The sequence below is a fragment of the Terrirubrum flagellatum genome (assembly GCF_022059845.1).
In the GTDB taxonomy this organism is placed as follows: Bacteria; Pseudomonadota; Alphaproteobacteria; order Rhizobiales; family Beijerinckiaceae; genus Terrirubrum; species Terrirubrum flagellatum.
The window spans coordinates 1213760-1238487 of sequence record NZ_CP091851.1; the positions used below are offsets into that span (position 1 = coordinate 1213760).

Consider the following 24728-nt stretch of genomic DNA (forward strand, 5'->3'; position numbering starts at 1 on the left):
CTGCAGAGCATGGCGCGAAAAAGTGGGAACGGGTTTTTCGCTTAAGCCATGCTCTAAGTTTTTGGAATCGATCACGTTCCCCATTTTGATTGTTTCAATCAAAATGGGGAACGTGATCTAAGGGCGTCATCGTGCCACTGGAAATCGCCTCACGCCAGATCGGAACGGCTCATTCGTCGTCGTGCAGCATTGCGAGGCGATCATGGATCGCGTCCCGCATGCCCGCGGTGACGAAACCCGCCGGTGCGAACAGGAAATTGTTGACGTAACGCTGGCTGCGGCGCGGGGCCTGCGAGTCGAAAGCGCTCCAGTCCTGCATCGCCGGGCTGAATTCGTGGATCGGCCTGAACTGATCCTGATCGATGAACCAGCCCTGATAGCCGCGCGATTCAAACCAGCGACGCGCTTCGGCGATCGCTCCCTGCCGATGCCGCTCCTCGATCTCGATCAGAATGACAGGCGCATGGCGCGCGACCAGTTCGCGGGCGCCGGCGAGGACCGCCATCTCGGCGCCTTCGACGTCGATCTTGATGAAGCCGATGGGCCGATCGATGAAAGCGTCGAGCGATTTCGTCCGCACGGGAATCGCGGCGAGGTTCATGCCGGGCGGAGGATTGAGGGACGCCAGCCCGTCAACGACGCGCGACGCGTCAAGCGGCAGGAAGAGCGTGCTTTCGCCTGATTTGTCTGACGCGGCCGCCTGCTCGACGATGCAATTCGACGGCAGCGTGCGCTGAAGAATGGCCGCAAGCTCCGGATTGGGCTCGAAACAATGGACGCGGTCGCACAACGGCGCGAGCTTGCGCGCATAGACGCCCCAATTGGCGCCGACATCGATCGCCTCATGACCGGAGGGGACGATCAGGTCGAGAACGAACGCCTCGATCTCGTCGCGTCCGAACCGGCGCATATGACGATGCACAAGGACCTGGGGCGCAAATCGCCGGAGCGCCGTGCGCGCCGCGGATTTCACGGCAAGCTCAAGCATGGAGGGACTCCTTTGTTTCTGCGCTGAAAAGGTCGGGGGAGATGAGGCGCGGCGATTTCTTCCGCGGCGTCGCCTCGTCAAAAAGATTGGCGAGCATTTCCGCCGCCCGCTCCCAGGAGAAGCGTTCGGCGTTCTGGCGCGAACGCCGCCTGAGATCGGCTTCGGCGGCGGCGTCGGTCCAGATCAGCGCGATCGCGTCGGCGATTTCCGTTGGCGATGTCGGATCGATGAAGAGCGCGCCATCGCCGGCCACTTCCGGCAGCGCCGAGCGATTGGAAGCGATGACGGGCGCGCCGAGCGATTGCGCTTCGACGACCGGCAGGCAGAAGCCCTCATGCAGCGAGGAATTGATGAAGAAGCCGGCATGCGCGTAGGCCGCTCGCAGCATCTCGTCATCAACGCCATGAATCGAAGTCACAGACGCGATCTCGGGATGGCGCGCGACGGCCGTCCGCAGGAGATCATGTTCGTCGCGGCCGATATGCAGCAATGGCGCGCGCAGTCCGCGCGCCGCGAGCAACGCCAGCGCCTCGATGACGACGGATGGATTCTTGTTCGGCGACAGATTGCCGACCATGAGCCCGTAACGGCCGGCGATCGGCGCGGACGCGATCGCCGCTGATGTGGTGAAGGCTGGCGCTTCCGGAATGATCTCGATCTTGCCGGCGGTTTGGGCGTGGGCCCGGATCAGGTCTTCTTTCGTGCTCGATGAGGGAACGACGATGTGTCGCGCGCTGCGCGCTGCGAGCGGAAAGACTAAGTCCCAGACCAGGCGATGACGGAGCGGATAGGCCTTGGGCAGAGTCTTGAGATAGAGATCATGCACGGTGAGGATGCGCGGCCATGAGCCGATCCATCCGCCGATCGGATTGCCGTTGAATTCAATCGACGCGCCCGTTTGCCGCATCAGGCCCGGCAACGTCGCGTTCTGCATCAGCACGTTGAGCGCCGTCGATTTCCAGAAGCGTCGCGTGATCACGCGCAGGCGCGGATGCAGCAGCGCCTGTGGCAGATCAGCCTCGCTCCAGCATGTGACCAGCACATATTGATCGTCGGTCAGGCCAAGCAGGGCTGGCAGCAGCGCGAACAGGAAGCGCGTGATTCCCGTGACGCGGCCCGGCGGCTCGAGCAAATGGTTGATGAGAACTGTCCGCAATTCCGCGCAGCCTGCTGTTTCGTTTTGGCGCAGATTTCGCGCCGCTGGCCTGTATTCAGCAACGCGCGTGCCATGGCGTCTCACTGGCGCGCGGCGAAATCAGGCCGTCGGGCGTGAACAGGCGTTCATTCATCGCGCGTTCGGGGCGTGAGCGTCAGCCTGTCAATGTCCTCGCAACCATGGACTCTGACCGGTGCTTAACCTGAACAGACATTCAGACTTTCAGATTAACTTCTTCGCGACCTCCTCCGCGTCAGGATCGTCTCGTGACAGGGACATACCGGCAAAAAAACCGCCGGGGAGGCGAAAACAGATGAACATCGATTTCCTCATGGATTGGTCGCGCCGCGTTGCGAGCGCCGGCCGCATCACCAACGCCGACGTCGTGACGCTGCGTCGTCACGCGGAAGACTATGACGGCGAGGCGGACGGAATGGCGGTCGCCGACGCGCTGTTCCAGATTGACGCGGGGACGCCGGAGGCGACGTTCGAATGGACGTCCTTCTTCGTCGACACGCTGGTCGACATTCTGGTCTGGGGCGAGCGCCCGACCGGGGTCGTGACGCCCGCCATGGCTGACTGGGTGCTGGCGCGCATCAAGCTGGAAGGCGAGCGGGCCGCAGGCTCCCATCGCGCCCTTCTGGTCGCGCTGGTGCGCGAGGCCCATGTCTGCGATCCGCGCCTGGCCGCGGTCGCGTTCGGCTATCGCAACGCGGAGCCGCAGCAGCGCGCGCCCGTGGCGATGACGCTCGGCTGGCTCGATTCCTCGGGCATCACCATCTGATCGCGCAATGAGCGGCGTCGAACAGACGCCGCGCGGACCTGCGCTGTCGCGGAATGGTTCCGCGGCGCGCTTCATTGACCCACCTTGCAGGGGCCCCTATCGGAAGAGAGGCGGCTTCCGAAACGTCGGCCGGGATAGGGCTGTTAACCCGGGCCGTGGGCGAGGTGGGGCATATGTTCTCGAAGATCCTGATCGCGAACCGGGGCGAGATCGCCTGCCGCATCATCAAGACCGCGCGGCGCATGGGCATCGCTACGGTGGCGGTGTTCTCGGACGCTGATCGGGACGCGCTCCATGTCGAGATGGCCGATGAGGCTGTTCATCTCGGTCCGCCGCAGGCGGCGCAATCCTATCTCGTCATCGACAAGATCATCGCGGCCTGCCGCGCCTCCGGCGCCGAGGCGGTGCATCCGGGTTACGGCTTCCTCTCCGAGCGCGAAGCGTTCGCCGACGCGCTGAAGGCGGCTGATATCACCTTCATCGGCCCCAATCCCGGCGCGATCGCCGCGATGGGCGACAAGATCGAATCGAAGAAGGCCGCGGCTGCGGCGAAGGTGTCGACCGTTCCCGGCTTCCTCGGCATCATCGAGTCGCCGGAGCAGGCGGTGAAGATCGCCAATGAGATCGGCTATCCCGTGATGATCAAGGCGTCGGCGGGCGGCGGCGGCAAGGGCATGCGCATCGCCCACTCCGCCGGCGAGGTCGCGGACGGATTCGCGCGCGCCAAATCGGAGGCGGCGTCGTCCTTCGGCGATGATCGCGTCTTCGTCGAGAAATTCATCATCGATCCCCGGCATATCGAAATCCAGGTGCTCGGCGACAAGCATGGCAACGTCGTCTATCTCGGCGAGCGCGAATGTTCGATCCAGCGCCGCAACCAGAAGGTGATCGAGGAGGCGCCGTCGCCATTGCTCGATGCGGCGACGCGCAAGCTCATGGGCGAGCAGGCGGTCGCGCTGGCGAAGGCGGTGAACTACGATTCCGCCGGCACTGTGGAGTTTGTCGCGGGCCAGGACCGCAGCTTCTTCTTCCTCGAAATGAACACGCGCCTGCAGGTCGAGCATCCCGTCACCGAGATGATCACCGGCGTCGATCTCGTCGAGGAGATGATCCGTGTTGCGGCGGGCGAGAAGTTGCGCTTCACGCAGAGTGACATCAAGCTCAATGGCTGGGCCGTCGAAAGCCGCGTCTATGCCGAAGACCCGACGCGCAGCTTCCTGCCTTCGACGGGACGCCTCACGACCTATCGCCCGCCGGCGGAGGGCCTAAGCGGCGCAGCGACCGTGCGCAACGACACCGGCGTTTTTGAAGGCGGCGAAATCTCGATCTACTACGATCCGATGATCGCGAAGCTCGTCACCCATGCTGCGACGCGTGAAGAGGCGATCGACGCGCAGGCGGAGGCGCTCGACTCCTTCGCCATCGATGGCATCCGCCACAACATCCCGTTCCTCTCGGCGCTGATGCAGCATCCGCGCTGGCGCGCCGGCGCGCTCTCGACCGGCTTCATCGCGGAAGAGTTTCCCGGCGGCTTTGCGCCGCCTGCGCCATCAGGCGACGTTGCGCTTCGAATGGCTGCGGTGGCGGCTGCGATCGACCACAAGCTCAACGAGCGCAAGCGCGCGATCTCCGGGCAGATGGAGAACTGGCGCAAGGTGGTGTTCGAGAAGGTGCGCGTCGTGCTGCTTGGCGCACAATCCTTGGACGCCGTGATCCTTGGCGACAGCGATCAGGGCCTGTCGATCGAGATCGGATCAGGCGGCGCGGAGGCGCGTAGGGTCTCGCTCTATTCGGAGTGGAAGCCGGGCGAACCTGTCTGGCGCGGCTCGGTCGCAGGACGATCGATCGCGGTTCTCGTGCGCGCCATCCCGAATGGCGTGGCGCTCGGCCATGCCGGCGCATTCGCCGAGGCGCGCGTCTACACGAAACGCGAGGCCGAGCTTGCGGCGTTGATGCCGGAGAAGAAGGGCGCCGACGTCGGCAATCAGCTTCTTTGCCCGATGCCCGGTCTGGTGAAGTCGATCGCCGTGACCGCCGGCCAGGAGGTGAAGGCGGGCGAAGCTCTCTGCATCGTCGAAGCCATGAAGATGGAGAACGTTCTGCGCGCCGAGAAGGACGCGACGATCGGCAAGATCATGTGCAAGGCGGGCGACACGCTCGCCGTCGACGCCGTGATCATGGAGTTCGCGTAGGCGCTTCTGGCGCCTCATGTGACCGGCGATTTCAACGCTTTCTTAAGACATTCTCAACCGGCCCTTGCGAGCTTGCCGTCGGAGACCGGCAGGCTTCGCCATGAATTTCAATCGCATCTCGCAGGCGCTTTTCGATCCACGCGGACGGGCGAACCGCAAGGGCCTCCTCGTTGCGGCCGGCGCGATCATGGTTGTTGAAGTAACAGGCGCGTCGCTGATCTGGAGCGGCGTCAACCCGTCATCCGCGCCGATCGTTCTCCTGAAAATTCTGTTCGCCTGGATCGCGATCGCAGCGGTGTGCAAGAGACTGCATGATCTCGGCATGTCCGCCTGGTGGCTGCCTGCGGGCGTCGCGCTTGAATTCATCTGGACTGCGGTGCTCGCCGTGTCGATGTTCGTGTCGCTTGGCGTCGAAGACATGCAGCCGGCGGCCGACGGCTACAAGCTGATGCTGTCGGGCTGCGTGGCGCCGATCATCGCCGCGATTTTGTGGCTGCAGATCAGCGAAGGGCAGGGCGGCGCAAATATGTATGGTCCGCAGCCGGACGCATCGGGCTTCTCGCCGGGCGATGGCCCGATGTCGACGATCGCGATGGGATAGCGGCTAATCGCCGAGCATCTCGCCAATTCCCCGGATCGTGTTCCAGTTCCGCGACGTGCCGACGCCGAGGCGCTTCGTCGTCATGGCTGGCAATAGCCGGGACTCGCTTGGCTTGCCTGCGAAGCTGCACCAAAGATCGCCGGCGACGACGGCAAGCCGTTCGTCTTTCTGATAAGGTCGCAGCGCCGCAAGCGCTTCGTCGTCAAGCGGCTTGCGCATGATGCGCGCCGCCACCCGATCGCCATCGCGCCCGGACTCCTCTGGAAAAGGGTTGGCGCTGACAATTGCGCGCCAGCCGTCGGCGCTTCTCGCGATGATGTCGACAATTCTGCCGAAACGACTCGCGAACGCGGTCTCGAGTTTTTTCTCGATCTGCGCCACCGATTTTTGTTTCGTTTCGAAAATCAGATTGCCCGTCGAAACAAGCGTGCGCGGATTGCGGAATCCGATCTCCTCCGCCATTGCACGCAGGTCGCTCATGATCACGCGGCGTTGGGGCGTCAGGACGACGCTGTGGAGCAGGGCGACGTAAATGGTCATCTGCTGCCCGAAGCTAATGATTCGTCGCGACAGCTAACGGATCACGCCGCCGGCCGCCAAGCGCTGAATCAGCTTTGCGTGACTTGGGCGGTCATGACAGAACGAAGTGAACCTCTGAGCGATCGATCATGCCGCTTTATTTCGCCTATGGCGCGAACATGGATGTTGACGCCATGGCGCGTCGTTGTCCCGCATCGAAGGCGCTTGGCGTCGCGCGATTGGCGCGACACAGGCTGTTCATCACCGCTGATGGCTACGCCTCGGTGCAACGCTCGCTGCGCGATGCGGTGATCGGGATAGCCTGGGACCTCGCGCTCGCAGATGTGCGCGCGCTCGATCGTTTCGAGGGTCTTGATCGCGGCCTTTATCGCAAGATATTCGCGCCTGTCATCCTCACGCGAGGCCGATCGGCGCGCGCGATGATCTATATCGGCTCATCGAGCGCGCAAGGCGCCCCGCTGCCGGGGTATGTCGAGGCCATCATCGCCGCCGCGGAAAGCTGGAAACTGCCGCCGCCCTATCTCGCTTCGATCGCCGCGCTGCGCAGTCAGGAGCCCGCGCGCGCCGGCGTCTTCAAGAACGCATAAGCGCCGCACGGTTCATTTCTTTTCTTTCGACGCCTCCGCGAGCGTCTCGCCGCCTGCCTTTTTCCAGGCGCCAAATCCGCCGCGGATATGCGCAACGGGTTTCAGACCCATATCCTTGGCCGTCTTCGCCGCGAGCGCAGAGCGCCAGCCGCCGGCGCAGAAGAACACGAACTGCTTGTCTTCCTGAAAGACGGGCTTGGCGTAGGGGCTTTCAGGGTCGATCCAGAATTCGAGCATGCCGCGCGGGCAATGGAACGCGCCGGGCATCCGGCCTTCGCGCTCGAGTTCGCGCGGATCGCGAAGATCGACGAAGACGACATCGTCCGATCCATGCAGCGCCAGCGCCTCTTCGACGCTGAGCGTCTTGATGTCCTTCTCCGCCTCTTCGAGCAGCGTCTTGTAGCCGCGGGTGATCTGCTGGGGCATCGGCGTCTCCTGTGCGCATCACATTGGAAGGTGGGACAGGCGCGTCAATGGCGGGCTGCGCTTGACCGCCGCGCGCTGCGGGCGCATCTCGCGCGCATGCCGAATACCGACCCGAATCCCGTTGCGCGAAACGAGGCGCTGGAAGCCGCCATGCTGCGGCTCGTCGCCGAGCGCGGCCCCGACAGGACGGCTTGTCCTTCCGAAGCGGCGCGTCTCGTCGGCGGCGATCATCCCGATCAATGGGGGCCGCTGATGCAGCCGGCTCGCCGCACCGCGGTCAGGCTGATGAAGCAGGGCAGGCTGGTGATCACGCGCAAGGGCCGGATCGTCGATCCCGATGATTTCAAGGGCGTCTATCGCATCTCCCAGCCGCGCAGCGACTGAGCGGCGTTTCGTTCCTCAGAGCGGCCCAGGGAAAAGCGCGCTGCTGCGTCCTGACATCCAATAGGCGACGAGCCCGACCCATTCCTTGGCGATGAGGTCGAGCCGCCGCAGTCCCCGCGCGGCCTCCGAAAAGGGACGGACAAAGGTCGCCCAGCCCGCGGTCCTGAAATCCACGGGATAGGCGTCAACAGAGAAGCCGGCCTGCCGGAAACAGCCGACGGCGCGCGGCATGTGCCAGGCTGACGTCACGAGCAGCCAGCGCTGGCCGGGCTCGGGCCGCACGACGTCGCGCGTCATGACGGCGTTCTCCCAGGTCGTGCGCGACTGGTTCTCGACAACGAGCCGCGCGGGATCGACGCCATAGGCGCCGATCTTCGCCTTCACGAGATCAGCTTCGACGCCATGCGCGCCGAACACGTCGCCGACGAGATCGCCGACGCCGCCGGAGAAGACGAGCTTCGCCTGGGGATAGCGGCGCGCAAGTTCGATCAGCGCGGTGATGCGGTCGCCCGCCTCGGTGAGCTCCAGCGTTCCCGGACGCAGCCCCGAGACTTCGCCGTCGATCGCGCCGCCGATCACGATGATTCCGTAGGGCTCGTTCCCTGCGGCTTCCCTCCACATCGGAAACCGCTCTTCCATCGGCGTCATCATCATCGTCGAGAGCGGCGAGAAGCCGCCGACAATGAGAAGCGCGACGCCCGCCCAAATCATGCGTCGCCCAAGCCGCATGAATCGCGTGAAGGCGAGAAGCGCGCCGCACAGGATCAGCAGGATGAAGAAATTCGTCGGCGTCAGAACGAGCCAGACGAGCTTTGAGAGATAAAAGAACATGCTGGGGCTCAAATTTCGGCTACGCACACGCTAGGCGCCGGCGCGGCGTTCGCAACGGGGCATTCGGGCGCGCCGCGCGCCGTTGCGCCCGGCCCTTCAGAAACGCTTAGGGTTAATGCGTAAAGCGCGTTTCGATCGCCACGCAAAATATTTTCTTCACCATGTCCGCTAACCCGCCATTGGGCATGGCGGCGAGAATGGAGTGGTTCGATTCCGGAACGCCGCCATGCGCCTGTTCGCCCGCCTTGCCGCAATCTGCGTCGCCTTCGCGCCAGCGATGGCTCTTGCGCAAAGCGCCCAGCCGATGAGGGGCGGTTTGCCGACCTGGTCGGGACCCTACTTCGGCCTCCAGGTGGGCGTCGCTTCGACCAGCTTCGGTTATGGCGTTTCTCATCCGCTTTTCTCGACCTCCGGCGATCGCAGCAGCACCGACTTTAACTTTGGCGCGCATGCCGGCGTGAACGGACAAATCGGGATGTTCGTGTTCGGCGGGGAGGCCGACATCGAGCGGCTTGACGGCTCGCGCGCCTTCTCCGCGACTTTGGCCGGGGTGAATTTCGCCGGCTCCGCCGACGCGCCCTGGATCGGCACGCTCCGGGCGCGCGCCGGCTTCTCGTTCGACCGGTTTCTCGTCTATGGCACGGGCGGCATCGCCGCGACGCGCGCGACATTCAAGGCGTCGGCGACGAACCTCTTCACCAACGAAGTGTCGAATTATTTCGTCGGATTGGCGCTGGGCGCGGGCGTCGAATATGCGCTGACCAACAACATCACCGCGCGCGTCGAATATCGGCATGTCAGCTTCGCCGACAATACCTTCTCGTTCACAGGCGCGGACGCCTCCAAGCTCGATCTCTCGATCAATTCGGTGCGGATTGGCGCGAGCCTGAAATTCTAGCTTTCAGGTCACGGGCAGGATCAAGGCTTGACCAGCCGCAGGGCGGTTTCGGATCGCCTTGTACCAACGCTCGATATGCGGACGCGGTTGCGGCGTCACCGGCATGTTGAGCCAGCGATGGGCGACGGCGCCGACGGGAATATCGCCCATCGAGAAGGCGTCGCCGCCGACCCATTCATGTGAAGCGAGGTGAGCGTCGAGGATCGCGCTCTTCTGCTCATAGAGCGCGATGGACGCATCGATCGCAGCCTGGTCGCGCTTTTCAGGCGGCGTGCGGACCAGGCCGACGAAGGCGGCGTTGATTGCGGGAGAAAGCGTCGTGTGCTGCCAATCCATCCAGCGATCGGCGAGAGCGCGGCGTGCGGGATCGGCGGGCCAGAGCGACGGTTTCCGGTCTGCATGTTTCGCCGCGAGATAGCGAATGATCGCGTTCGACTCCCAGAGAACCAGCCCGTCATCTTCGACGCAGGGCACGAGGCCGTTCGGATTCTTCGCGAGATATTCCGGCGTGTCGACGACGCCAAATTGCATGCCGGCGTCGATGCGCTCGAACGGGAGTCCGAGTTCGGCCGCCGCCCAGACGACCTTCTGCACATTGATCGAATTGAGGCGGCCCCAGATTTTCAGCATCGATCGTCTCCACCCGATTTCATTTTGAGCGGATTTCGCGCCCCTTGCGAATCCAGCTTCTCAAATCGCGCACCGCGAACACCGCGCCGGCGAGACCGAGGATCAGCGGAATTCCGGTGAAAGCCGCGGCGATCGCGACGCCCATCGAAAATTCGGCGGCGCTTTGCCAGAACGGGGAAATGCAGGCGACGCGTCCTTCATTGAATTCCGGACAGACATTGCCGGCGCCGATCAGCGCCAGCAAGGCCGCCGCAACGAGAATGACCGCGAGCGCGCCATAACTGAGGATCCGGAACAGGATCAGCAGCAGGCGTTTGATAGGGTCAAAACTCATAATTCGAGGCGCTCAGCGTTCGCTCAAGGGCCGTCGAGGGCAAGGAGACGGCGCGAAGATGGTGTTGTCCACCATCGAGCGACGGCTCCGCCGCCATCGGCGGCCCTTCAGCGAACCCACCCACATCGCATTGATGCGATGTGGGCGCATTTGAATGTCCATCCCGGCAACAGCCGGGATGGATGGGCGCGGCGAAAAGCGCCCATGATCGGGCTTCGCGTCCTCGCCTGTGGGAGAACCACGGCCTTCGGCCGCGAAACCCGCCCTGAACGCTTTTCGGCTCGCGCGCTGAGCCCTCCAATTATGAGTTTTGACCCTAACGTCACGCGGTCTTCTCGAACAGCTCACGCCCGATCAGCATGCGCCTGATTTCGCTGGTGCCGGCGCCGATCTCATAAAGCTTGGCGTCGCGCAGCAGTCGGCCCGTGGGATAGTCGTTGATATAGCCGTTGCCGCCGAGAAGCTGGATGGCGTCGAGCGCCAACAATGTCGCCTTTTCAGCAGCGATGAGGATGGCGCCCGCGGCGTCCTCGCGCGTCGTCTCGCCGCGGTCGCAGGCCTTGGCGACGGAATAGACGTAAGCCTTGCAGGCGTTCATCGTCACATACATGTCGGCGACCTTGCCCTGCACGAGCTGGAATTCGCCAATCGATTTTCCGAACTGCTTTCGCTCGTGGACGTAGGGCATCACGATGTCGAAGGCGTTCTGCATGATGCCGAGCGGCCCGCCTGCGAGCACCGCGCGCTCGTAATCAAGGCCCGACATCAGCACGTTCACGCCGCGCCCGACGCCGCCGAGCACATTCTGCTCGGGCACCTCGCAATCCTCGAAAACGAGTTCGCAGGTGTCGGAGCCGCGCATGCCGAGCTTGTCGAGTTTCTGCGCCTGCGTGAAGCCTTTCGTCTCCTTCTCGACGATGAAAGCGGTGATGCCGCGCGGCCCGGCGTTGGGATCGGTCTTCGCGTAGATGACGAAGGTCTCGGATTGCGGCCCGTTGGTGATCCACATCTTGCTGCCGTTGAGGATGTATCGATCGCCTTTCTTGTCGGCGCGCGTGCGCATCGAGACGACGTCCGACCCTGATCCGGGCTCTGACATCGCGAGCGAGCCGACATGCTCGCCGCTGATCAGCTTCGGCAGATATTTCTTCTTCTGCGCTTCGTCGCCATTGCGGTTGATCTGATTGACGCAGAGATTCGAGTGCGCGCCATAGGAGAGGCCGACGCTGGCGGACGCGCGCGACACTTCTTCCATCGCGACGACATGTTCGAGATAGCCGAGCCCTGCGCCGCCATATTCCTCGGGAACGGTGATGCCATGCAGGCCGAGCGCGCCCATCTCAGGCCAGAGATCGCGCGGAAACAGATTGCTCTTGTCGATCTCGTCTGCGCGCGGCGCGATCTTGTCCTGCGCGAAATCGCGAACCGTCTCGCGGATGGCGTCGGCGGTGTCGCCGAGGTCGAAATTGAAGGGGCGAGGGGCGTTGGAGAGCATCATTACGCCTTTGTAACTTGCGCCGGATCAGCGCGGATTCTTAATGTGGCGACCGGGGCATGTCACGCGACGCAAGGCTGGAGGCCGCCCATGTCGGAAGGCAGACAGGCGTCGTCGAACTTCGTCTGGCCACCGCTGATCTATGCGCTCGCGGCGGTCGCGGGGCTGGCGTTGACCTGGATCTGGCCGCTGCCGTTTCCCGCAAGCATGTCGCCCGCCATCGACTGGGCGATCCGGATTGTCGGCGGCGTGATTTTTGTTGGCGGCGCGTGGCTCGTGACGATGGCGAAACGCGGTTTTGCGGAAGCGGGCACGCCGGTCAGGCCGACGCAGCCGACCGCCGCTCTGGTGACCGACGGTCTCTATCGTTTCACGCGCAACCCGATGTATCTCGCCGGCGCGATCATGATGGCCGGACTTGGCTGCGCCTTTCTTTCAGGCTGGTTCTTTCTGCTCGCAATCGTCGCGATGATCGCCGTCTACAAGCTCGCGATCGAGCGTGAGGAGCGCTATCTCACGGAAAAATTCGGTTACGCCTACACGGCTTATTGCAGCCGTGTCAGGCGCTGGCTGTAGCGCCAGCGCGCCACGCCGCTATTCCGCGTAGGCGGTCGCGATCGATTCCTGATTCTGTTCCTTGGCGTCGCCGAGGAAGGCCGCCCACTGTTTCTGGGTGCCGTAAAAAACGTTCCGGTCAACCGAGCCGCGGATGCCGGGCACCGTTCCCGTCGCGGTGTATTGCCAGAAATGGAAGTTGCTGCGGTTGAACCGATCCGCAGGCGGCGCCGCGACCGAGCGCAGCCAGAAGCGATAGCCTTCGTAATGGCCTTCCAGCACATCGCGATGGAAGGTGATGTCGGTGTAGATCATCGGCTTCTTGCCGAAGTGACGCTCCATCTCGGCGAGGAGATAGTCGATCTTCTCGCGCGCGACGGACGCTTCGAGTCTGATCGGGCAGGTGCGCGAGAACGAGTTCCATTCGAGATCGAGCACCGGCGGCAGCGCGTCCTTCTCGACCGGGATGTTCTGCTTGATCCAGTCCATCTGCTCATGCGCCGGCCGGCACCAATACATGAAGTGATAGAAGCCGCGCGGCACGCCCGCCGCTTTCGCGCCGGCCCAGTTGGTGTGGAATCTTTCGTCGAGATGGTCGCCGCCTTCGGTCGCCTTGATGAAGGCGAACTGGGTGCCCGCGTCACGCACCGCCGCCCAGTCGACGTCGCCCTGATATTTCGAGATGTCGATGCCGTGGATCGGGAAGGAATGCGCCATCGCGACGCCGGCATGAGGCTTCGTATCGCCCTTGCGCGGATACCGGGAGGAGTAGTCGGCCGCGCATCCCGCGAGGATGGCGGCGGCGGCTGCGATCGCGGTCAGAGACAGCGCGCGACGGAAAGCGTGGGCCATTCGGGTCCAACTCTCGAAGCTTCAAAGATCGTTCAAATGCTGGGGAAACCGTTAGGGAGTCGTGAAAACGCGTGGTTAGAGAATCTTGAATAAGCCGCCCGCGTCAAGCCGGGGATTTCCCTTAAGTCGGCCGGCGCTCTTGCAAGCTCCCTATTTCAGCCCGAACCAAAGCGTTGCGGTCCCCAAAAAGGAAAAGAAACCCACAATATCCGTGACGGTGGTGACAAACGGCCCTGAGGCGACCGCGGGGTCGGCGTCGAACCGGTCGATGGCCAGCGGGATGAGAATGCCTGCGAGCGCGGCCGCCAGCAGATTGATGATCATGGCGATGCCGATCACCACGCCGAGGTCGAACGTCCCGAACCAGAGCGCCGCGATGCTGCCGGTGATCACCGCGAAGGCGAGGCCGTTCAGCAGGCCGACCAGCAATTCGCGGCTGATCACTCGCATGCGATTGGAGGAAGAGAGCTCGCGCGTCGCGAGCGCGCGCACCGCCACCGTCATGGTCTGCGTCGCCGCATTGCCGCCTTGGCTCGCGACGATGGGCGCCAGCACCGCCAGCGCTACCATCTTCTGCAATTCGTCCTCGAAGCCTTTCAGCACGAGCGATGCGAGGAAGGCGGTCATGAGATTGACGAACAGCCAGGCGAAGCGGCTCTTCGTGATGAAGAGCACCTTATCGGACAGTTCTTCTTCCGCCTTCACGCCGCCGAGCGCGCGGAGGTCCTGGTCGACCTGCTCCTCGACGACATCGAGGATGTCGTCATGCATGACGACGCCGACGAGTCTCTCATAGTCGTCGATGACGGGCGCAGACACGAGATTGTATTGCTTGAAGAGGCGCGCGACCTCTTCGCGATCATCGGTCGCGCGCACCTTGTGGACTTCATCGGCGAGGATTTCATCCATGCGCACCGGCCGCTTCGTACGCAGCAGCCGGTCGAGAAACACGGCGCCGACGAGTTTGTGCGTGGGATCGACGACGAAGATCTCGTAGAAAATGTCGGGCAGATCAGGCGTATCGCGCATGAAGTCGATTGTTTGTCCGACCGTCCAGAAGGGCGCGACGGCGATCACATCCGTCTGCATGAGACGGCCGGCGGAGCCTTCGGGATAATCGAGCTGGCGTTGCAGGACGATGCGATCGCCCGGCGGCAGCTGCTCGAGGACTTCGGCTTTATCCTGCTCGTCGAGATCTTCGAGAATCGCGACGGCGTCGTCGGAATCGAGCTCCTTGACGCCTTCGGCGACGGTTTCTGTCTCGAGCTCCTCGAGAATGTCCTCGCGAACGGCGTCATCGACTTCCGTCAGCGCGGCGAAGTCGAAGTCGCGGCCGAGAAGTTCGACGAGGCGCGGGCGATGATCATGCGGCAACGCTTCGACAAGCGCGCCGAGATCTGATTCGTGCAGGTCCTCGGTAAGGACGCGCAGGCGCGCGCCGTCGGCGGCCTCGATCGCGGCGGAAACCGCTTCGACGAATTCGGGAGAAACCTCGTCGTCCGCATTGCGGAAGGGCAGGGGCGCCAACAGGGTCTGACTGGCCTCGTCCTGCATCTCACCGCTCGCTCGAACAACCCGTCCTTACGGAGAGGCCGCGGAGGTGACAATCATTTGTCTGACGCGCGTCGAACGTCCAAATGTCGCAGCGCGGGCGCCATTCCGGAAATCTGTTTCGATTGGCCGAAAACACGAACGGCGACCCCCTGGGATCGCCGTCACGCGGGGCTCAACGCCCGATCTCGATGGTGCGGCCGAGAGGACTCGAACCTCCACTGGTTGCCCAACTAGCACCTCAAGCTAGCGCGTCTACCAATTCCGCCACGGCCGCAGAGCTTCGGGCCATCAGCAGGCGACCGAAGCGCGCGCCGTGTAACAGAGGGGTCCGGCCATGACAAGCGGCCGACAGGCTCATGGAAACAACGGAATTTCAGCGGCGGAAAAGAACGGAGGCGGAGCTGCGGCGCGTCTCCCAGCCCTTTCGTTCGAGGGTTGGAACGTCATCATGTTCGGCCGGATAGCCGAGGCAGAAATATCCGATGAAGCTCCAATGCACAGGCGTATCGAGCGCCGCTGCGACGTCCGCCGGATCGAGAATCGACACCCAGCCGAGGCCGATTCCCTCGGCGCGCGCTGCGAGCCACAAAGTGTGCGCCGCCATCACGGCGGAATAGTCGATGGTCGCGGGCATGGTCAGCCGCCCGAGCCCATGGCCCTGTTCCGTGGCGTGATCGGCGAACAGGGCGAACTGGCAGGGCGCATCATCGAGGCCCGCGAGTTTCAGCCTGGCGTAGAGCGCGGCTCTCTCCCCGGTCTGGCTCTTCAACGCCTCCGCATTGCAGCGTTCGAAAGAGCGCCGGATCGCTGCCCGGCGCGACGGCGTGTCGACCCGCACGAAGCGCCAGGGCTGGCTCAGACCCACGGAGGGCGCGAGGCAGGCGGCCTCCACAAGGCGTTCGAGAGTCCCTTCCGGAAGAGGTTCGCGGCGGAACGTCCTGACGTCGCGGCGCCAGGTCAGGAGGCGCATCAGTTCGGCGCGGAATTCCGGCGCGAATTGCTGCTCTGGCACTTGAATGCTTCCCCGCCGTGACGTCGCCGCTCTCGCGCGAACGCGGCGACGGCGCTCCGCGAAAGGAACGCTTCGCTATTGCGCGAAACGATCTGATGAGCCGGGCGGTCGCCGGAATGCTGCTAGACCGTGGCGGGGCGTTTGACCAGAGAGGACACCTCGACCGAGATGTCGGCGCCATTGACCACCACGATGCCGCGCGCGACAGGATGGTCGTTGGCGAGGATTTCGACCTCGTCCTTCTCCGTCGCATCCAGCGTGATGACCGCGCCACGGCCCATCTTGAGCAGCATATGGATCGGCATCTGGACCCGGCCGAGGACGACGGAAATGTCGAGATCGATCGCTTCGATGGTGCTCACGCGTGTTTCGCTCCCTGGCGTCGCATGGCGCGCGACGCTTTCGACGCTTAACTGAGCCATGGGGATGGTTAACGGGTCGTAAAATGAGCGCAGGGACGGCCATACGGAATCGCGATGCGATCGATATCAGCTTCAGGTCTCGCGAGCCTTCGGAGGTCGAATGGCTGACTTCGGACGCGCCAGTGACCTACGAGGAGGCGCTCGCCCGTATGGACGAGCGCGTCGCGGCGATCGCGGCCGGCGAGGCGCCGGAATGCGTCTGGCTGCTCGAACACCCCCCGCTTTATACCGCGGGCACCTCGGCCCAGCCGGGCGACCTTCTCGGCGCTGACGGATTTCCGGTCTATGCGACGGGAAGGGGAGGACAATATACCTATCACGGCCCGGGGCAGCGCGTGGCGTACGTCGTGCTCGATCTGCGTCGCCGGCGGGCCGATCTGAGGGCCTATGTCGCGGCGCTCGAGGGCTGGCTGATCGCCACCCTCGATCGTTTCAATGTCAGGGGCGAGCGGCGAGAGGACAGGGTGGGCGTCTGGGTGCGCCGGCCTGACAGGGGCGCTGATCACGAAGACAAGATCGCCGCGATCGGCGTGCGCGTGCGGCGCTGGGTGACGTTTCACGGCGTGTCGCTGAACGTCGACCCCGACCTTTCTCATTTCGACAAGATCGTGCCCTGCGGCGTCAGCGATCCCAGATATGGGGTGACCAGCCTCACGGACCTCGGCTTGCCCGCGACCCTGAGCGATGTCGACGTCGCGCTGAAGTCAGCATTCGCCGAGATCTTTGGAGACGATGCGGGGGCTTCCTGAGGTTTATCGCGCAGTGAGGTTTGAACGGCGCGTCGAATGCCGGGGAACTCCACACGCGATCCGCGCATTGCGATCCTGACAACAAAAAACGAGGCGCGTCATGCCCGTCAGCACGATCCTCATCATCCTGCTCATCCTGATTCTCATCGGCGCGCTGCCGAACTGGGGTTACAGCAGCGGCTGGGGATACGGGCCGAGCGGCGGCGCAGGCGTTATCCTTTTGATCCTCATCGTCCTCTTACTGATGGGACGAATATAGACGCTAACGCGTTATGAAAGGGCGCGCTCAATCATCGAAGAAGCGCGTATTATCGCGTGTCTCGCAGCGATAACCGACGGGGCACCAGGCGTTGTCGCGCGTCGGCGCGAACGCCTGCCGCGCGACTTCTCCCAGCATGCAGAACTGGTCGCTGTTCACATATCGATCATAGATGCCGGGACCCGAGCCCAGCACCGCCGCGCCTTGCGTCGCGACGACCTTGCGCGCCTGGCCGCAGTTCATCTGCGTCGTGTCGAGCCTTTGCGCCGCGGCGCCAAGCGTCGAGCCGCAGATGACGGCGATTGTGAAAGCGCTGCGCAGCATCATCATCTCCCTCACGCCGGAAATTCTACACCCGAGGAGAGGGATCGGCGAGACGCCGTCGTCGCCTCCCGATCACTATTCGGCGAACGCGCGATCGGGAACAACGGCCCGCGCCGCGGAATTTGCCGATATGTTGAAACCGCCGGGACGCCCATGCGCCGGAAAGTCATTTTGAGCGCCGATCAGGCTGCGGCGTCTCGCTCATGAGCGCGCCCAAGGCCGAGACCGCAAACGGATCGCGCAGCGGCGGCGCGCCGATCGCCCATGGCGCACGGCAACTGCCCAAAGTCTATGTCGAGGACTACAGCGCGGATATCAGGGATGGCGAGGGATTCTTCGGCGAGAAGGCAAGCAGCGGCGTATTTCGCGACCTCATCGATGAGTTGCGCAACCAATGGGCCGATATTGAGGATCCGATCGCGACGCCGACTGAACGGCTCTCGAAGAAGACGATCGATCAGTTGCTGCAGGAAGGCGAGCCGCGGGAAGCCGCTCTGATTCACAGCGCCGTCGAGAAATTCGCGCAGAATTTATCGAGCGTCACTTCGCTCCTGATGAAGACACGCGCGTGGCAGGGCGTGAAGCGAATCGCGGTCGGCGGCGGATTCAGGCAGAGCCGCGTCGGCGAACTCGTGATCGGGCGCGCTGAAATTCTTGTGCGCGGCGAATATGACGATGTCGAGATGGCGCCGATCCGTCATCACCCTGATGAAGCGGGTCTCCTTGGCTGCGCGCATCTCGCGCCGTCCTGGATCTTTCGCGCCTATGACTGCATCGTTGCGGTCGATATCGGCGGATCGAATTTTCGTTGCGGACTGGTGGAACTCAATCAAGAAAAGGCGGCCGATCTGACCAAGGCGCGCGTCTGGAAGTCCGACCTCTGGCGCCACGCCAACGAAGAGCCCGATCGGGAGCAGGCGGTCGAGAAGCTGGGCGACATGCTGCGCGAGCTGATTTCCGAGGGCGAGAAGAAGGGCAAGACGATCGCGCCTTTCATCGGCATCGGATGTCCGGGGACCGTGCTCGAGAATGGCGCACTGGAAGGCGGCACGCTTAATCTGCCGGGCGATTGGGCTAGTCCTGATTTCAGCATCGTCGAGCGCGTCGCCGAATTGATTCCGTCGATCGACGAGCATGAAACCATCGTCACGCTTCACAATGACGCCGTCGTTCAGGGCCTCAGCGAGCTCCCCTTTATGCAGGACGTTCCGAAATGGGCCGTCCTGACGATCGGCACCGGGCTTGGAAACGCCAGTTTCCGAAACCGCGACGCTGACGCATAGTGGTCGGCCGGCCTATCGGGCCCTCCGAGACAAAGCGCATGAGGCTTTTTCAGTGCCACGCATGCGGCAACGCGATTCATTTCGACAATCGCGCCTGCCAACGCTGTGGCCGGCGTTTGGGCTTCATTCCGGCGCTGGGCGTTCTGACGGCGCTTGAGCCTGCCGATGACGATCAGAGCTTCGTCTCGCCGCGCGCGCTCGGTCGGGTCTTTCGCTTTTGCGCGAACGCCGAATATGAAGCGTGCAACTGGCTCTGTCCGGCGGATGATCCGATCGGTTTCTGCGCCGCGTGTCGACATAATGGCGTCATCCCCGATGTCAGCGATCATCAACGCCTTCAGGAGTGGCGGCTGATCGAGATGGCGAAGCGCCGCCTGTTCTATTCGCTGCTGCGCTGGGGGCTTCCACTTCGCACGCGGCAGGAAGATCCGGAGCATGGCCTGATCTTTGAATTTCTCGCCGACGATATCTATTCCGGCGCGCCCAAGGTGATGACGGGACATGAAAGCGGGCGCATCACCATTGCGCTCGCCGAAGCCAGCGATGTCGAGCGCGAGCGGCGGCGCGTGCAGATGCGCGAACCCTATCGCACCTTGCTCGGACATTTCCGCCACGAGATCGCGCACTACTACTGGGATATTCTGGTGAGCGATGGCGGGCCGATCGAGGAATGCCGCGCGCTGTTCGGCGACGAACGCGCGGATTATCAGGCCGCTCTCGCGAGCTACTATCAGGCTGGAGCGCCCGCGAATTGGCCCGATCAATTCGTCTCCGCCTATGCGAGCGTCCATCCCTGGGAGGATTTCGCCGAGACATGGGCGCATTACTTCCATCTGGTCGACGGGCTCGAAACCGGCGCCTCCTTCGGCATCCAGATCGCGCCGCGCGGCGCGCTGGCCGAAGAGCTGAGCGCGCGGCTCGATTTCGATCCATACCGAGCAAGCGACGGAGATCAACTTGTCGAGGCCTGGCTGCCTTTCACGATTGCGCTCAACAGCATCAACAGGTCGATCGGCCTCAGCGACGTCTATCCCTTCATCCTCAGTCCCGCAGCGATCGAGAAGCTGAAATTCATTCACGCGCTGATAGCGACGACGCGCGATCGGCAGTCGGTTTTGCCGCGCGTGGGCGGCTCCACGACAGCGCCTGCAACATAGGCGCTCTCTTTTTCCGAAGGATCATGCGCCTTCTACGCGAGGATTCGCTTCCGCGAGATAATTCATGCGGCGGACCGCGTCTTCGCGATTGAGCAGATCGGCGGCGTCTCCCTGCAAGCGATGGCGCCAGTTCGGCTTCTCCGTGATCGTTCCCGGCACATTCGGTTGATCATCGACGCCGAGCGCGTCTTCGGCGGTCAGAACCTTCAACTCGCACGCTGTGCGCGCGATGAAGCGGACGGCGGCGTCCACAACAGGCGCGGCGTTTTCCGGGGCCGGCCGTTCTCCCTCGACGAGGCCTTCATTCTGAAACGCGGCCCAAAGCAGGCCGCGATCCCAAGCGCGGATGGAGTGCGGATTGTCGTCCTGCAGAATTCCTTCTGGCGCCGGGTCGAGATCGGCGCCTTTCCACCAGCCCGATGTTGAAATGAGATCATGGGTCATGGTGAGCGCGACCGCGCTCGCGTCCCATGATCCGACGCCGCGGAAACCATGCTGATCTCTTTCGAAGCGGAGCACGCGCAAGCCCGCGACGCCATGGCTGAGAAGCTGCTCGCGAAATCCCCAGGGCAATGTGCCGAGATCTTCGCCGATCACGACAGCCTTGTGACGCCAGGATTCGAGCGCCATCAGCCGGAACAGGTTCTCGGACGGAAATGAAACGTAGCAGCCTTCTGTCGGTTTTGCGCCCGTGGGAATGAGCCAGAGACGATTCATTCCCATGACATGATCGATGCGCAGCCCGCCGGCATGGCGCATGGATGCGCGCAGCGTATCGATAAAGGGCGCGTAGGACTCGGTCTCCAGCGCGCGCGGCGAGAAGGTGGTCAGCGCCCAATCCTGTCCCGTCGCGCTGTAATAGTCAGGCGGCGCGCCGATCGTCAGGCCCTGCAGAATATCGCTCTGGCGGCTCCAGGCGTGGCTGCCGCCGCCATCCATGCCGATCGCAAGATCGGCGATGAGGCCGATGCGCATGCCGGCGTCGCGGCAGGCGCTCTGCGCCGCCGAACAGGATTTGCCGCTGAGCCACTGCAGGAACATGTGAAAGCTGATCTCATCGGCATGTTCGGAGGCGAAGGCGCGAACGCCGCCGCCATCGGGATCGCGAAGATCGCCGAGCCAATTGCGCCAATCGCGCGCATTGGCGTTGCGATTGAGTTCGTAAGCCTGAATTGCTTCGTAGGTCGCGTGCAGGCGCAGCAGGCTGGAAGCCTGCGAGCGGAAGGCCGCGAAATCGGCGATGGCCGCGTCGCTCGTATCGCTTCGCAGCATGCGCGCATGAAGTCTGTGCATCAGCGCATATTTGATGCTTGTCGACGCGCGCCAATCGATGAGCGGCAGCGACTCCAGACGCTCCATTTCAGCGGCGCAGCCCTCGTCTTCGATCGCCTGCGCGATCCATTTCCGCGGCATCGCATGCGACAGATCGGCGTAGAGCGGATTGTAGAAGAGACGGCTTGATGGCGAGTAGGGACTGTAACTCTCGGGGAATGCGGCGAACAACGCATGCACGGGACTGATCGCGAGCGCGTCGGCGCCGCTTTCAGCCGCGCGACGGCCGAACGATGCGACCGCGCCGAAATCGCCGATGCCTGCGTCGCCTTTGCGTTTCAGGCTGTAGATCTGCGCGGCGAGCGCCCAGGCGGGAGCGCCTGTCCGATCGGCGATGGTGATGCAACGCGCGGGCGCGACGGCGATCGTGAATTCGGTTCCGTCGGCCCGCACACGATGATAGCCTGGTTCGGAAAAGGGCGGCAGCATTGGCGCGCCGTCATTCCCCAGAGTTATCGACGTAGAGAATGTAGCGCCGCTTTCGAGTTCAATCTCGACTGAATGCTCGCTTCCACGCGCAAGCGGCAATCGCACTGGTTCTCCCACGCGCGTGGTCAGGAATCGCGTCGCGCCCAAATCTTTTGCGCCAATCTCAAGCGATGCGAGGCTCTCTCTGACGTCGTTGTCATTTGCACAGGGCAAGGCGAGCGCTGTCAAAACCGCGCGAAGCGTATCGGGGGGGACGCGCTCCTCGGCGCCCTTTTGATCGCGCCATGTCAGCGAGAGTCCGGCCTTGCTCGCGAGTGCGGCGAGAATATCGTCGCTCATGCGTCCCGCCTGACGAACATCAAGGCGCCGAGCGGCGGCAAGGTCAGCGACAGCGATTGTTGTTCGCCATGACTTGGAATCGATTCGGTTGAGATTTCACCGAGATTTCCGACGTTCGAGCCGCCATAGCGATCGGAATCCGTGTTCAATATCTCGCGCCAGCGCCCGACTCGGGGGACGCCGACGCGATAGTCGTGGCGAGGCTCCGTCGTCATGTTGGCGATGACGATGATGTCGCGCGCAGCGTCGCCGCTTGAGCGACGAAAGGCGAAGACAGTGTTCCGCGCATCATCCGCGATGATCCAGGCGAAGCCTTGCGGCGAGCGATCAAGAACGTGCAAGGCCGGCTGGCTGCGATAGAGGCCGTTGAGATCGCGCACAAGGGTCGAGCAGCCCTGTCGATAGCGATCGTCGGGATGCGGCCAGGGAAACGCCGCGTCGACATTCCATTCGTCCTGCTGTCCGAATTCGCCGCCCATGAACAGCAGCTTCTTGCCGGGATGCCCCCACATCAATGCGAGGCACAGGCGGAGGTTGGCGAAGCGCCGCCAGTCGTCGCCCGGCATGCGGCTCAAAAGCGAGCCTTTTCCATGCACGACCTCGTCATGGGAGAGCGGTAGAATGAACTGTTCGGAAAAAGCGTAGATCAGGCCGAACGTCACATCGTCGAGATGATAGCTGCGATGAACAGGATCGCGCGCGAAGAAGCGCAGCGTGTCATGCATCCATCCCATATTCCATTTGAAGTCGAACCCAAGGCCGCCATGCTCCGTCGGGCGCGTCACTCCGGGCCATGCTGTCGACTCTTCAGCGATTGTGATCGCGCCGGGACAGCGCGCGGCGATCACGTCGTTCAGCTCCCGGAAGAAACTGATCGCTTCGAGATTCTCGCGGCCGCCATACATATTCGGAATCCATTGATCATGCGGCCGGCTGTAATCGCGATAGAGCATCGAGGCGACCGCGTCGACGCGCAGGCCATCGAGATGGAATTTCTCGAGCCACCAGAGCGCGCTGGCCAGCAGAAAGCCGCGCACCTCGCGCCGGCCGATATTGTAGATCAGCGTGTTCCAGTCGTGATGGAAACCTTCGCGCGGGTCCTGATGTTCATAGAGCGCCGTGCCGTCGAATTGCGCGAGCCCGTGATCGTCGGACGGAAAATGCGCGGGCACCCAGTCGAGCAGCACGCCGATTCCCGCCTTGTGGCAGGCGTCGACAAACCGCACGAAAGCTTCGGGCGGGCCGAGACGAGATGTCGGCGCAAAGAGTGAAAGAGGCTGATAGCCCCAGGAGCCGCCGAACGGATGCTCCATCACGGGCATCAGTTCGACATGGGTGAATCCCATATGCGTGAGATAGGGAACGAGCCTTTCGCATGCCTCGTCCCATGACGGAATGTGGTCGTGATTGGTGCGCAGCCACGCGCCGACATGGACTTCGTAGATCGAAAGCGGCTTCGCCTGCAGCGCGCCGGATTGGCGCGCCGCCATCCATTCGCCATCGGTCCAGGCGAATTCCAGTTTGGGCGTCACGACTGACGCGGTTCGCGGCGGGGTTTCCGTGCGGCGCGCCAGCGGGTCCGCTTTCCAGGGCAACCGGCGACCATCAGCGGCGACGATTGCATATTTGTAGACCGCGCCCGGCGCGACGCCGGGGATAAAGAGCTCCCATACGCCGGCCCCGTGCAGCAAGCGCATGGGATGACGGCGCGCATCCCAGCCGTTGAAATCGGCGATGACAGAGACGCTTTTCGCGTTTGGCGCCCAGACCGCGAAGCTGACGCCGTCGACGCCGCGGATCGACGCCGGATTGGCGCCAAAGCGCTCGGCGAGATCGAAATGGCGGCCTTCATTGAAGAGATGGAGATCGACGTCAGTCAAAATCTCGGGGAAGGAATAGGGATCGGCGGTGCGCTGGATCGCGCCTGGCCAGGAAATTCGCAATTTGTAGTCGGTCCGGTCGACCAGCACGCCTTCAAATAATCCGTCGGCGCGGTGCGACATTGGCGCGAGTTCGTCGTCGCCAAGCTGGAGATCCACGGCGTTGGCGCCGGGAAGATAAGCGCGCACGACGAAGGCGCGGTCGGCGATCCGGTGAGGCCCGAGAAAAGAAAAGGGGTCGCCGTGCCGCGCCTCGTTCAAGGCGGCCAGATCTTCGCCGGACAGAGGCGGAGGCGCGAAATCGCTGGCCTGAATCACAATGAATGCTATCCTTCCTTCAATCGCTGTTTCTGGTTGCGTTTTGTCGAGCCAGCCGGCGTAACCCGCGCCAATGCGATGCGCGCGTCCATTGTTCCCCCGCATGGGCGCCGATGGATTGCGACGATGGGCGCGAACAGGCGGCATGCGGCTGAGCCGGCGTTCCTGGCAGCGTCATCGACATTTTGAATCCGCGGAGCGTGGCGACGATGAGCAGAGAGCAAATCATCAGAGACACCGCCTATGCAATCTGGGAGGCGGAAGGGCGTCCGTCCGGGCGCGACCGGGATCATTGGGCGAAGGCCGAGCAGCAGGTTGCGATGAGCATGGATGCATCCAGGCAACAGGGCGAGGAGGCGGCGCCCATCGCAAAGCCCGCCGCCCGGAAGAAGGCCGTGAGAAAGCAGGCCATCTAGC

Annotated in this window: 27 protein-coding genes and 1 tRNA gene; 12 read left to right on the plus strand and 16 right to left on the minus strand. The window is 63.3% G+C overall.

Annotated features, from left to right (window positions below):
• Positions 1 to 169: 169 nt before the first annotated feature.
• Both L8F45_RS05945 and L8F45_RS05950 read right to left on the minus strand, forming a co-directional pair.
• On the minus strand, positions 170 to 988 hold the full coding sequence (locus tag L8F45_RS05945; RefSeq protein ID WP_342361966.1) for an FkbM family methyltransferase: 819 nt from the start codon (positions 986 to 988) through the stop codon (positions 170 to 172).
• Complete coding sequence (locus tag L8F45_RS05950; RefSeq protein ID WP_342361967.1) at positions 981 to 2144, minus strand: glycosyltransferase family 4 protein; 1164 nt, start codon at positions 2142 to 2144, stop codon at positions 981 to 983. Before L8F45_RS05950 ends, L8F45_RS05945 begins: the two co-directional genes overlap by 8 nt.
• Before the next feature lie 313 nt (positions 2145 to 2457).
• Between L8F45_RS05950 and L8F45_RS05955 the strand changes: the two genes are divergently transcribed.
• From L8F45_RS05955 to L8F45_RS05965, 3 genes are all read left to right on the plus strand, one after another.
• Entirely contained in the window at positions 2458 to 2928 is a 471-nt protein-coding gene (locus L8F45_RS05955) for a hypothetical protein (protein ID WP_342361968.1), read from the plus strand.
• Between the two features lie 173 nt (positions 2929 to 3101).
• Positions 3102 to 5120 carry an acetyl-CoA carboxylase biotin carboxylase subunit gene (locus tag L8F45_RS05960; protein WP_342361969.1) on the plus strand — a complete coding sequence of 673 codons (2019 nt, stop codon included), beginning with the start codon at positions 3102 to 3104 and terminating at the stop codon, positions 5118 to 5120.
• Positions 5121 to 5220: 100 nt separating this feature from the next.
• Entirely contained in the window at positions 5221 to 5721 is a 501-nt protein-coding gene (locus L8F45_RS05965) for a DUF805 domain-containing protein (RefSeq protein WP_342361970.1), read from the plus strand.
• Positions 5722 to 5724: 3 nt separating this feature from the next.
• On the opposite strand, the gene L8F45_RS05970 is transcribed toward L8F45_RS05965, so the two are convergent.
• Positions 5725 to 6261, minus strand: coding sequence for a DUF1697 domain-containing protein (locus L8F45_RS05970; RefSeq protein WP_342361971.1), 537 nt, complete (start codon positions 6259 to 6261; stop codon positions 5725 to 5727).
• 128 nt (positions 6262 to 6389) lie between these two features.
• Here L8F45_RS05970 and L8F45_RS05975 point away from each other — a divergent pair, with 128 nt between their 5' ends.
• Positions 6390 to 6848, plus strand: coding sequence for a gamma-glutamylcyclotransferase family protein (locus L8F45_RS05975; protein ID WP_342361972.1), 459 nt, complete (start codon positions 6390 to 6392; stop codon positions 6846 to 6848).
• Between the two features lie 12 nt (positions 6849 to 6860).
• Here the strand turns inward: L8F45_RS05975 and L8F45_RS05980 are convergent, their stop codons facing one another.
• Positions 6861 to 7274, minus strand: a complete 414-nt coding sequence (locus tag L8F45_RS05980) for a rhodanese-like domain-containing protein (protein WP_342361973.1) — start codon at positions 7272 to 7274, stop codon at positions 6861 to 6863.
• Positions 7275 to 7370: 96 nt separating this feature from the next.
• Between L8F45_RS05980 and L8F45_RS05985 the strand changes: the two genes are divergently transcribed.
• Positions 7371 to 7658, plus strand: coding sequence for a DUF3253 domain-containing protein (locus tag L8F45_RS05985; RefSeq protein WP_342361974.1), 288 nt, complete (start codon positions 7371 to 7373; stop codon positions 7656 to 7658).
• Positions 7659 to 7673: 15 nt separating this feature from the next.
• On the opposite strand, the gene L8F45_RS05990 is transcribed toward L8F45_RS05985, so the two are convergent.
• Positions 7674 to 8489, minus strand: coding sequence for a YdcF family protein (locus tag L8F45_RS05990; RefSeq protein WP_342361975.1), 816 nt, complete (start codon positions 8487 to 8489; stop codon positions 7674 to 7676).
• A gap of 202 nt (positions 8490 to 8691) precedes the next feature.
• Between L8F45_RS05990 and L8F45_RS05995 the strand changes: the two genes are divergently transcribed.
• Complete coding sequence (locus L8F45_RS05995) at positions 8692 to 9387, plus strand: outer membrane protein (protein WP_342361976.1); 696 nt, start codon at positions 8692 to 8694, stop codon at positions 9385 to 9387.
• A gap of 3 nt (positions 9388 to 9390) precedes the next feature.
• On the opposite strand, the gene L8F45_RS06000 is transcribed toward L8F45_RS05995, so the two are convergent.
• The 3 genes from L8F45_RS06000 to L8F45_RS06010 form a co-directional block, all read right to left on the minus strand.
• Complete coding sequence (locus L8F45_RS06000; RefSeq protein WP_342361977.1) at positions 9391 to 10017, minus strand: glutathione S-transferase family protein; 627 nt, start codon at positions 10015 to 10017, stop codon at positions 9391 to 9393.
• Positions 10018 to 10036: 19 nt separating this feature from the next.
• The gene (locus L8F45_RS06005; protein ID WP_342361978.1) at positions 10037 to 10351 is read right to left on the minus strand and encodes a hypothetical protein; all 315 of its coding nucleotides are present in this window, start codon (positions 10349 to 10351) and stop codon (positions 10037 to 10039) included.
• Between the two features lie 322 nt (positions 10352 to 10673).
• Positions 10674 to 11846 carry an isovaleryl-CoA dehydrogenase gene (locus tag L8F45_RS06010; RefSeq protein ID WP_342363374.1) on the minus strand — a complete coding sequence of 391 codons (1173 nt, stop codon included), beginning with the start codon at positions 11844 to 11846 and terminating at the stop codon, positions 10674 to 10676.
• A gap of 90 nt (positions 11847 to 11936) precedes the next feature.
• Here L8F45_RS06010 and L8F45_RS06015 point away from each other — a divergent pair, with 90 nt between their 5' ends.
• On the plus strand, positions 11937 to 12422 hold the full coding sequence (locus tag L8F45_RS06015) for a methyltransferase family protein (RefSeq protein ID WP_342361979.1): 486 nt from the start codon (positions 11937 to 11939) through the stop codon (positions 12420 to 12422).
• Positions 12423 to 12440: 18 nt separating this feature from the next.
• Here L8F45_RS06015 and L8F45_RS06020 read toward each other — a convergent pair whose 3' ends face one another.
• The 5 genes from L8F45_RS06020 to L8F45_RS06040 form a co-directional block, all read right to left on the minus strand.
• Positions 12441 to 13253: a glycoside hydrolase family 25 protein gene (locus L8F45_RS06020; protein WP_342361980.1), complete on the minus strand. Its 813-nt coding sequence runs from the start codon at positions 13251 to 13253 to the stop codon at positions 12441 to 12443.
• A gap of 150 nt (positions 13254 to 13403) precedes the next feature.
• Complete coding sequence (mgtE, locus tag L8F45_RS06025; protein WP_342361981.1) at positions 13404 to 14807, minus strand: magnesium transporter; 1404 nt, start codon at positions 14805 to 14807, stop codon at positions 13404 to 13406.
• A gap of 189 nt (positions 14808 to 14996) precedes the next feature.
• Positions 14997 to 15081 (minus strand) — tRNA-Leu (locus tag L8F45_RS06030).
• A gap of 99 nt (positions 15082 to 15180) precedes the next feature.
• Positions 15181 to 15777: a 5,6-dimethylbenzimidazole synthase gene (bluB, locus tag L8F45_RS06035; protein ID WP_342363375.1), complete on the minus strand. Its 597-nt coding sequence runs from the start codon at positions 15775 to 15777 to the stop codon at positions 15181 to 15183.
• 164 nt (positions 15778 to 15941) lie between these two features.
• Positions 15942 to 16181: a FliM/FliN family flagellar motor switch protein gene (locus tag L8F45_RS06040; RefSeq protein ID WP_342361982.1), complete on the minus strand. Its 240-nt coding sequence runs from the start codon at positions 16179 to 16181 to the stop codon at positions 15942 to 15944.
• A gap of 83 nt (positions 16182 to 16264) precedes the next feature.
• On the opposite strand from L8F45_RS06040, the gene lipB reads away from it, so the two are divergent.
• Both lipB and L8F45_RS06050 read left to right on the plus strand, forming a co-directional pair.
• Positions 16265 to 16990 carry a lipoyl(octanoyl) transferase LipB gene (gene lipB, locus L8F45_RS06045; RefSeq protein ID WP_342361983.1) on the plus strand — a complete coding sequence of 242 codons (726 nt, stop codon included), beginning with the start codon at positions 16265 to 16267 and terminating at the stop codon, positions 16988 to 16990.
• 100 nt (positions 16991 to 17090) lie between these two features.
• Positions 17091 to 17249: a DUF3309 family protein gene (locus L8F45_RS06050; RefSeq protein ID WP_342361984.1), complete on the plus strand. Its 159-nt coding sequence runs from the start codon at positions 17091 to 17093 to the stop codon at positions 17247 to 17249.
• A gap of 27 nt (positions 17250 to 17276) precedes the next feature.
• Here L8F45_RS06050 and L8F45_RS06055 read toward each other — a convergent pair whose 3' ends face one another.
• A complete protein-coding gene (locus tag L8F45_RS06055) occupies positions 17277 to 17579 on the minus strand; it encodes a hypothetical protein (RefSeq protein ID WP_342361985.1) in 303 nt (100 codons plus the stop codon).
• Positions 17580 to 17776: 197 nt separating this feature from the next.
• Here L8F45_RS06055 and L8F45_RS06060 point away from each other — a divergent pair, with 197 nt between their 5' ends.
• Positions 17777 to 18856 (plus strand): ROK family protein, encoded by a 1080-nt coding sequence (locus L8F45_RS06060; RefSeq protein WP_425329987.1) that lies wholly within the window; start codon positions 17777 to 17779, stop codon positions 18854 to 18856.
• A 38-nt stretch (positions 18857 to 18894) separates the two neighbouring features.
• The gene (locus tag L8F45_RS06065) at positions 18895 to 20013 is read left to right on the plus strand and encodes a zinc-binding metallopeptidase family protein (RefSeq protein WP_342361986.1); all 1119 of its coding nucleotides are present in this window, start codon (positions 18895 to 18897) and stop codon (positions 20011 to 20013) included.
• Positions 20014 to 20034: 21 nt separating this feature from the next.
• Here the strand turns inward: L8F45_RS06065 and malQ are convergent, their stop codons facing one another.
• Both malQ and glgB read right to left on the minus strand, forming a co-directional pair.
• Entirely contained in the window at positions 20035 to 22113 is a 2079-nt protein-coding gene (gene malQ / locus L8F45_RS06070) for a 4-alpha-glucanotransferase (protein WP_342361987.1), read from the minus strand.
• The gene (gene glgB / locus L8F45_RS06075) at positions 22110 to 24311 is read right to left on the minus strand and encodes a 1,4-alpha-glucan branching protein GlgB (RefSeq protein ID WP_342361988.1); all 2202 of its coding nucleotides are present in this window, start codon (positions 24309 to 24311) and stop codon (positions 22110 to 22112) included. Before glgB ends, malQ begins: the two co-directional genes overlap by 4 nt.
• A 209-nt stretch (positions 24312 to 24520) precedes the next feature.
• Here glgB and L8F45_RS06080 point away from each other — a divergent pair, with 209 nt between their 5' ends.
• Complete coding sequence (locus L8F45_RS06080) at positions 24521 to 24727, plus strand: DUF2934 domain-containing protein (protein ID WP_342361989.1); 207 nt, start codon at positions 24521 to 24523, stop codon at positions 24725 to 24727.
• The last annotated feature ends 1 nt before the right edge of the window (position 24728 follow it).

What these genes read in the sequence shown, in the direction of transcription:
- L8F45_RS05985 (WP_342361974.1), top strand. Translation starts at nt 7,371, where the DNA reads ATGCCGAATACCGACCCGAATCCCGTTGCGCGAAACGAGGCGCTGGAA.
- lipB (WP_342361983.1), top strand. Translation starts at nt 16,265, where the DNA reads ATGAGCGCAGGGACGGCCATACGGAATCGCGATGCGATCGATATCAGC.
- mgtE (WP_342361981.1), bottom strand. Translation starts at nt 14,807, where the DNA reads ATGCAGGACGAGGCCAGTCAGACCCTGTTGGCGCCCCTGCCCTTCCGC.
- L8F45_RS05990 (WP_342361975.1), bottom strand. Translation starts at nt 8,489, where the DNA reads ATGTTCTTTTATCTCTCAAAGCTCGTCTGGCTCGTTCTGACGCCGACG.
- L8F45_RS06020 (WP_342361980.1), bottom strand. Translation starts at nt 13,253, where the DNA reads ATGGCCCACGCTTTCCGTCGCGCGCTGTCTCTGACCGCGATCGCAGCC.
- L8F45_RS06055 (WP_342361985.1), bottom strand. Translation starts at nt 17,579, where the DNA reads ATGATGATGCTGCGCAGCGCTTTCACAATCGCCGTCATCTGCGGCTCG.
- L8F45_RS06050 (WP_342361984.1), top strand. Translation starts at nt 17,091, where the DNA reads ATGCCCGTCAGCACGATCCTCATCATCCTGCTCATCCTGATTCTCATC.
- malQ (WP_342361987.1), bottom strand. Translation starts at nt 22,113, where the DNA reads ATGAGCGACGATATTCTCGCCGCACTCGCGAGCAAGGCCGGACTCTCG.
- L8F45_RS06060 (WP_425329987.1), top strand. Translation starts at nt 17,777, where the DNA reads ATGAGCGCGCCCAAGGCCGAGACCGCAAACGGATCGCGCAGCGGCGGC.
- L8F45_RS05945 (WP_342361966.1), bottom strand. Translation starts at nt 988, where the DNA reads ATGCTTGAGCTTGCCGTGAAATCCGCGGCGCGCACGGCGCTCCGGCGA.
- L8F45_RS06015 (WP_342361979.1), top strand. Translation starts at nt 11,937, where the DNA reads ATGTCGGAAGGCAGACAGGCGTCGTCGAACTTCGTCTGGCCACCGCTG.
- L8F45_RS05965 (WP_342361970.1), top strand. Translation starts at nt 5,221, where the DNA reads ATGAATTTCAATCGCATCTCGCAGGCGCTTTTCGATCCACGCGGACGG.
- L8F45_RS05960 (WP_342361969.1), top strand. Translation starts at nt 3,102, where the DNA reads ATGTTCTCGAAGATCCTGATCGCGAACCGGGGCGAGATCGCCTGCCGC.
- L8F45_RS05980 (WP_342361973.1), bottom strand. Translation starts at nt 7,274, where the DNA reads ATGCCCCAGCAGATCACCCGCGGCTACAAGACGCTGCTCGAAGAGGCG.
- L8F45_RS06005 (WP_342361978.1), bottom strand. Translation starts at nt 10,351, where the DNA reads ATGAGTTTTGACCCTATCAAACGCCTGCTGCTGATCCTGTTCCGGATC.
- bluB (WP_342363375.1), bottom strand. Translation starts at nt 15,777, where the DNA reads ATGCGCCTCCTGACCTGGCGCCGCGACGTCAGGACGTTCCGCCGCGAA.
- L8F45_RS05975 (WP_342361972.1), top strand. Translation starts at nt 6,390, where the DNA reads ATGCCGCTTTATTTCGCCTATGGCGCGAACATGGATGTTGACGCCATG.
- L8F45_RS06010 (WP_342363374.1), bottom strand. Translation starts at nt 11,846, where the DNA reads ATGCTCTCCAACGCCCCTCGCCCCTTCAATTTCGACCTCGGCGACACC.
- L8F45_RS06080 (WP_342361989.1), top strand. Translation starts at nt 24,521, where the DNA reads ATGAGCAGAGAGCAAATCATCAGAGACACCGCCTATGCAATCTGGGAG.
- L8F45_RS06065 (WP_342361986.1), top strand. Translation starts at nt 18,895, where the DNA reads ATGAGGCTTTTTCAGTGCCACGCATGCGGCAACGCGATTCATTTCGAC.
- L8F45_RS05955 (WP_342361968.1), top strand. Translation starts at nt 2,458, where the DNA reads ATGAACATCGATTTCCTCATGGATTGGTCGCGCCGCGTTGCGAGCGCC.
- L8F45_RS05970 (WP_342361971.1), bottom strand. Translation starts at nt 6,261, where the DNA reads ATGACCATTTACGTCGCCCTGCTCCACAGCGTCGTCCTGACGCCCCAA.
- L8F45_RS06000 (WP_342361977.1), bottom strand. Translation starts at nt 10,017, where the DNA reads ATGCTGAAAATCTGGGGCCGCCTCAATTCGATCAATGTGCAGAAGGTC.